The organism is Pseudomonas sp. PICF6 (assembly GCF_009831705.1).
Lineage (GTDB): Bacteria > Pseudomonadota > Gammaproteobacteria > Pseudomonadales > Pseudomonadaceae > Aquipseudomonas > Aquipseudomonas rhizophila.
Genome location: NZ_WUUD01000035.1, coordinates 203,921 through 208,505 on the forward strand (window position 1 = coordinate 203,921; position 4,585 = coordinate 208,505).

General features: G+C 60.4%; 4 protein-coding genes and 1 pseudogene. 1 reads left to right on the top strand and 4 read right to left on the bottom strand.

Going from position 1 to position 4,585, the window contains the following annotated elements; all coding sequences use genetic code 11:
- From GSM73_RS25520 to GSM73_RS25535, 4 genes are all read right to left on the bottom strand, one after another.
- On the bottom strand, positions 1-719 hold a 719-nt coding region (locus GSM73_RS25520; RefSeq protein ID WP_256677092.1), incomplete at its 3' end, for an ABC transporter permease subunit.
- Entirely contained in the window at positions 719-2,587 is a 1,869-nt protein-coding gene (locus GSM73_RS25525; protein ID WP_107322667.1) for an extracellular solute-binding protein, read from the bottom strand. The genes GSM73_RS25520 and GSM73_RS25525, both read right to left, overlap by 1 nt.
- Before the next feature lie 130 nt (positions 2,588-2,717).
- The gene (locus GSM73_RS25530) at positions 2,718-2,999 is read right to left on the bottom strand and encodes a peptidylprolyl isomerase (protein ID WP_007898306.1); all 282 of its coding nucleotides are present in this window, start codon (positions 2,997-2,999) and stop codon (positions 2,718-2,720) included.
- A gap of 96 nt (positions 3,000-3,095) precedes the next feature.
- Positions 3,096-3,974: a triacylglycerol lipase gene (locus GSM73_RS25535; protein WP_047227853.1), complete on the bottom strand. Its 879-nt coding sequence runs from the start codon at positions 3,972-3,974 to the stop codon at positions 3,096-3,098.
- A gap of 326 nt (positions 3,975-4,300) precedes the next feature.
- Between GSM73_RS25535 and GSM73_RS26560 the strand changes: the two are divergent.
- A pseudogene (locus GSM73_RS26560) lies at positions 4,301-4,585 on the top strand (hypothetical protein); the annotation flags it as partial.

Here is a 4,585-nt window from a genome sequence, read left to right on the forward strand (position 1 = left end):
TCGTTGAGGAACGAGTTCTTGGTCAGGATCGTCAAGGTGGCGAAACCGCCGATCACCAGCGAAGTGACCGGCAGGACCAGATGCCAGAAATAATCGGTGATCTTGCCCAGTGTCGACAGCGACTCGAAGTTGTCCGACACCAGCCCGCGCACCGGAAACCAGTTCAATGACGTGCCGCCGGCAAACATCACAATCAGGAACATGGCGAACAGAAATGCCGGCATGGCATAGCCGATGATGATCGCCGTGCTGCTCCACACATCGAAGGCCGAACCATGGCGCACGGCCTTGCGGATGCCCAGGGGAATTGACACCAGGTAGGTGATCAGCGTGGCCCAGAGCCCGAGGGAAATGGTCACCGGCATCTTCTCCAGGATCAGGTCGGTCACCGTGGCGCCGCGAAAGAAGCTCTTGCCAAAGTCCATTCGGGCGTAGCTGCTGAGCATCAACCACAAACGCTCGTGGGCCGGTTTGTCGAAGCCGTATTGTTTTTCGATGTCCTTGATCAGCTGTGGATCAAGGCCGCGACTGGCTCGCGAACTGCCGGTCATAGCAGTGCCCGAACTGCCGACGCTGGCGCCGCCGATGCCTTGCAGTTGGGCGATGGCCTGTTCCACCGGCCCGCCGGGAGCGGCCTGCACGATGACGAAGTTCACCAACAGGATGATGACCAGCGTCGGAATGATCAGCAGCAAGCGCCGCGCGATATAGGCCCACATCAATGCCGCCCTCCAGGGGAGCCGCGTTTGAGGCGTTCGGCGGCCATCTGCTCGTTGGTCAGCGGTGTGGTGCTCATTTCCCACCAGCTCTCGATGGCTTCGTCATTGCTGGCCTGCACTTTGGGTCTGCCAAAGCGGTTCCACCAGACGGTCGAACTGCCCGGCGGGTAGTAGTTGGGGATCCAGTAGTAATTCCATTGCAGCACCCGGTCGAGGGCGTGGGCATGGCGGAGCATGTCGCGTTGGGTGGTGGCTTTGACCAGCCCGTCGATCAGGGCATCGACGGCCGGATTCTGCAAGGCCATGTAATTGTTGGCGCCCGGATCGTTGGCCGCCGCCGAGCCGAAATAGTTGTAGAGCTCCATGCCCGGCGAAGTGCTGACGGGATAGCCGGTGATGATCATGTCGTAGTCGCGACTCATCAGGCGATTGACGTATTGGGAGGCGTCGATGCGCCGGATGCTCATGTCGATGCCGATCTGTGCCAGGGTGCGCTTGTAGGGCAGCAACAGCCGGTCGAGGCCGTTCTGGCTGATCAGGAACGTGAAGCTCAGCGCTTCCCCCTCGGCATTGACCAGGCGGTCGCCGTCGGGTTTCCAGCCGGCTTGTTGCAGCAGTGCCAGGGCTTGCAGTTGTTTGTCACGGATCACGCCGCTGCCGTCGGTTTTCGGTGCGTGGAAGACCTGGCTGAAGACTTCCTCTGGGACTTTGCCGCGCAACGGCTCGAGAATCGCCAGTTCGTCGGCATCGGGCAGTTGCCGGGCGGCCAGGTCGGTGTTGGAGAAAAAACTCTGCTGGCGCACATAGAGGTTGCGCATCATCTGGCGGTTGCTCCACTCGAAATCCCAGAGCATGGCCAGGGCCTGGCGGACACGCCGATCCTGGAACTGCGGTTTTTGCAGGTTGAACACGAAGCCTTGGGCTGTTTGGGGAGCCTCGGTGGCCAGGTGGGCCTTTTGCAGGCGACCGTCATGCAGGGCCGGGCTGTCATAGCCGATGGAATAACCGGTGGCGGAGAACTCGCGATTGTAGTCATAAGCGCCGCCACGCAAGACCTGCCGCGCCACATCGGTATCGCCGAAATACTCGATGCTGAAATGGTCGAAATTGTAGAGCCCGCGACTGACCGGCAGGTCCTTGCCCCACCAGTCGGGGTTGCGCTCGAAGGTGATGCTGCGTCCCGAGTCGATCCGGCCCACCCGATAGGGGCCACTGCCCAGCGGGGCTTCGTAGCCACCTCCACTGGCAAAGTCGCGGGTTTTCCACCAGTGCTCGGGAAAGACCGGCAGTGTGGCGATGTCCAGAGGCAGAGTACGGTTTTCGTTGTTCTTGAAGTCGAAGCGAACGGTGCGCTCGGATTCCACTTCGACGCCTTTGACGGCGGCGAACTGGGTGCGATACCGCAGGCTGCCCTGGGTCATCAATAGCTCGAAGGTGTAGCGCACGTCCTCGGCGGTGATGGGCTTGCCATCGGCAAACCGGGCCTTGGGATTGAGATAGAAGCGCAAGGACAGGCCATCGTCGGCGCGTTCCATCTTCTGCGCCACCAGGCCATAGACGGTGTAGGGCTCGTCCAGCGAGCGCTGAGCCAGCGGCGAATACAGCATTCCATCGATCTGGCTGACGCCGATGCCTTTGTCGATGTAGGGCAGGACGTGGTCGAAATGGCCGATCTCGATGGCCGAGCGGCGCATGGTGCCGCCTTTGGGGGCCTGGGGATTGGTATAGGCGAAGTGGCTGAAGCCCTGGGGGTACTTGGCCGGTTCGCCATACACCGTCAGGGCATGTTGCGGTGTGGCATCCACACCGGCGGCACCTGTCAGCAGGACCACGGCAGTGAACAGCAGTGAAGGGAACGCCAGTCGCATTGTCAGCCTTAAAGCCGGGTGATAGATGACCACGATTTGTACGCGAGCTACGCCTTGATCGCTAGCCCCTTGGCCTGACACAAACACAACGGCCCACCGAAGGGCGGGCCGTTATGTCGATAAGCCGGGATCAGTCCTGGCGGCTGGTCACTTCCAGCAGGTGATAGCCGAACTGGGTCTTGACCGGACCCTGCACCACATTGATCGGGGCGCTGAATACCACGGTGTCGAATTCCTTGACCATCTGGCCTGGACCGAACGAACCCAGATCGCCGCCCTGACGGCTGGACGGGCACGAGGAGTTGGCTTTGGCAACTTCAGCGAAATCGGCGCCGGCTTCGATCTGAGCCTTGAGTTCGTTGCACTTCTCTTCGCTGGAAACCAGGATGTGGCGGGCAGTGGCTTTGGCCATGGGTAAAATTCCTTTCAATAGCTTTAAAGGTGTTGAGCCTACCGGAATCACTGACCGGTTGTTGTCAAAAATGCGTCAAAACCTTGAGTCTGTCGATCAAAGGCCGGCTTTGCGCAGGCGTTCGGCGTGGCGCACGTAAAGCTCCACCGGGTCTGTACCCTTGCGGCTGCAACCGGCTGTCTGGTTGATGGCGTCCATGTGGTCCAGTGGATAGTCAGAGCGAATAACCTTGCCCAGGTGCGAGCTGAAGCGTCCCACCAGGCCGTCGTTCTGCCCGGCTTCGGTGATGAAATACTCGGAAAAGGCCCGGCAGAAACCCTGCAGTGGGTCCATCGCATTGCACGCTCCGTTCTCGGAGTCCGGCAACGTGCCGCTCCATGAGTAGTAGCGCACCCCGTTGACCCTTTGTGCTCCGTTGCCGCCCCAGTGTTTGGGCAGGCCTTGGGGGTATTTGTCATTGAACGCGCCTACGCCTTCGGTGGTCAGCGCCGCCAGTGCTGCGATGGCTGCGTGTGGCAGTTGCGCCTGGCCGCCCAGCAGCGAGATGAAGTCTGCAAAAAGCGTGGCGACTTTATCCGCCACATGCTCTGGCAGGCGCCCTGGGGTCAGGGCTTTGTAGAGGAAATCAATCAGTTCGGAGCCATGATTCGGGCCGCTGACCGAGGTCACCGAGGCCACCCTGTCGGGGGCAACAGCGCCGGCGTATCGGGCGGCCAGCGCGCCCTGGCTGTGACCGATCAGGTTGACCCTGGTGGCGCCGGTGCCGCTCAGGATCCGATCGATCTGTGCCAGCAGTTGTTCACCACGGGCTTCATTGGAATGTGTCGCTGACAAATAGGGGATGAACACCCGGGCACCGGCGGCGCGTAATGCCTGTTTGATCCCGTGGAAGAGTTCGAAGCCGCCGACCCTGTCAAACCCGAACAACCCATGGACCAGCAGGATGGGAAATTGAGTGGTTGCATTCCGTTGCATGTTCGTACCTTTTTCGAAGAGGTTCCTGTTGAATTCGCGACGTCACTCTAATGCAGGCTTGTGCTGGACGGTGTAGGAAGAAACCGCAGTGCTCTGCTGAAAACGGAATAGAAGAAGTGGGAAGGGTCGGACTGGAGCCGGACGGATCTGAGCGTATCGGGATACTTCCGATTGCCCTTGGCGCTTGCGGCTACAACTTCACCGGCGCCAGGCCACTCCCGTGGTCGTCTTGTCTGACTGTGGGTTTGGGACGGTCGAGGTTTAATGGCTTCATCGGGTGCCGCGATATGAACGCGGTGCCTTTATCCAAGGACTGGAGCCTATGTATGACCACTTACCCATCTGCCCCGCGAGCCCGGCTCGCACCCCTGACGAAATTGCCGGCCCCGTTTCTGGCAGCGGCCACGGCAGGGGTGATCAACCCCGCTTGGCGCAAGGTCGTCATCACCGTCAAGCCATATCCAATGATGACGTGCGGAGATGAGGTGCTGCTGTTCTGGCACGGACTCAATTCAGACGCCGAACCCTATCGGCATGAAGTGCGAAGGTTCATCACTGAGCGACATGTGGGGCGAGATGTCGTTTTTGTTGTGCGCGAGCCGCATATCACC

Coding starts and splice junctions, on each gene's coding strand:
- GSM73_RS25525 (WP_107322667.1), bottom strand. CDS start 2,587: ATGCGACTGGCGTTCCCTTCACTGCTGTTCACTGCCGTGGTCCTGCTG.
- GSM73_RS25530 (WP_007898306.1), bottom strand. CDS start 2,999: ATGGCCAAAGCCACTGCCCGCCACATCCTGGTTTCCAGCGAAGAGAAG.
- GSM73_RS25535 (WP_047227853.1), bottom strand. CDS start 3,974: ATGCAACGGAATGCAACCACTCAATTTCCCATCCTGCTGGTCCATGGG.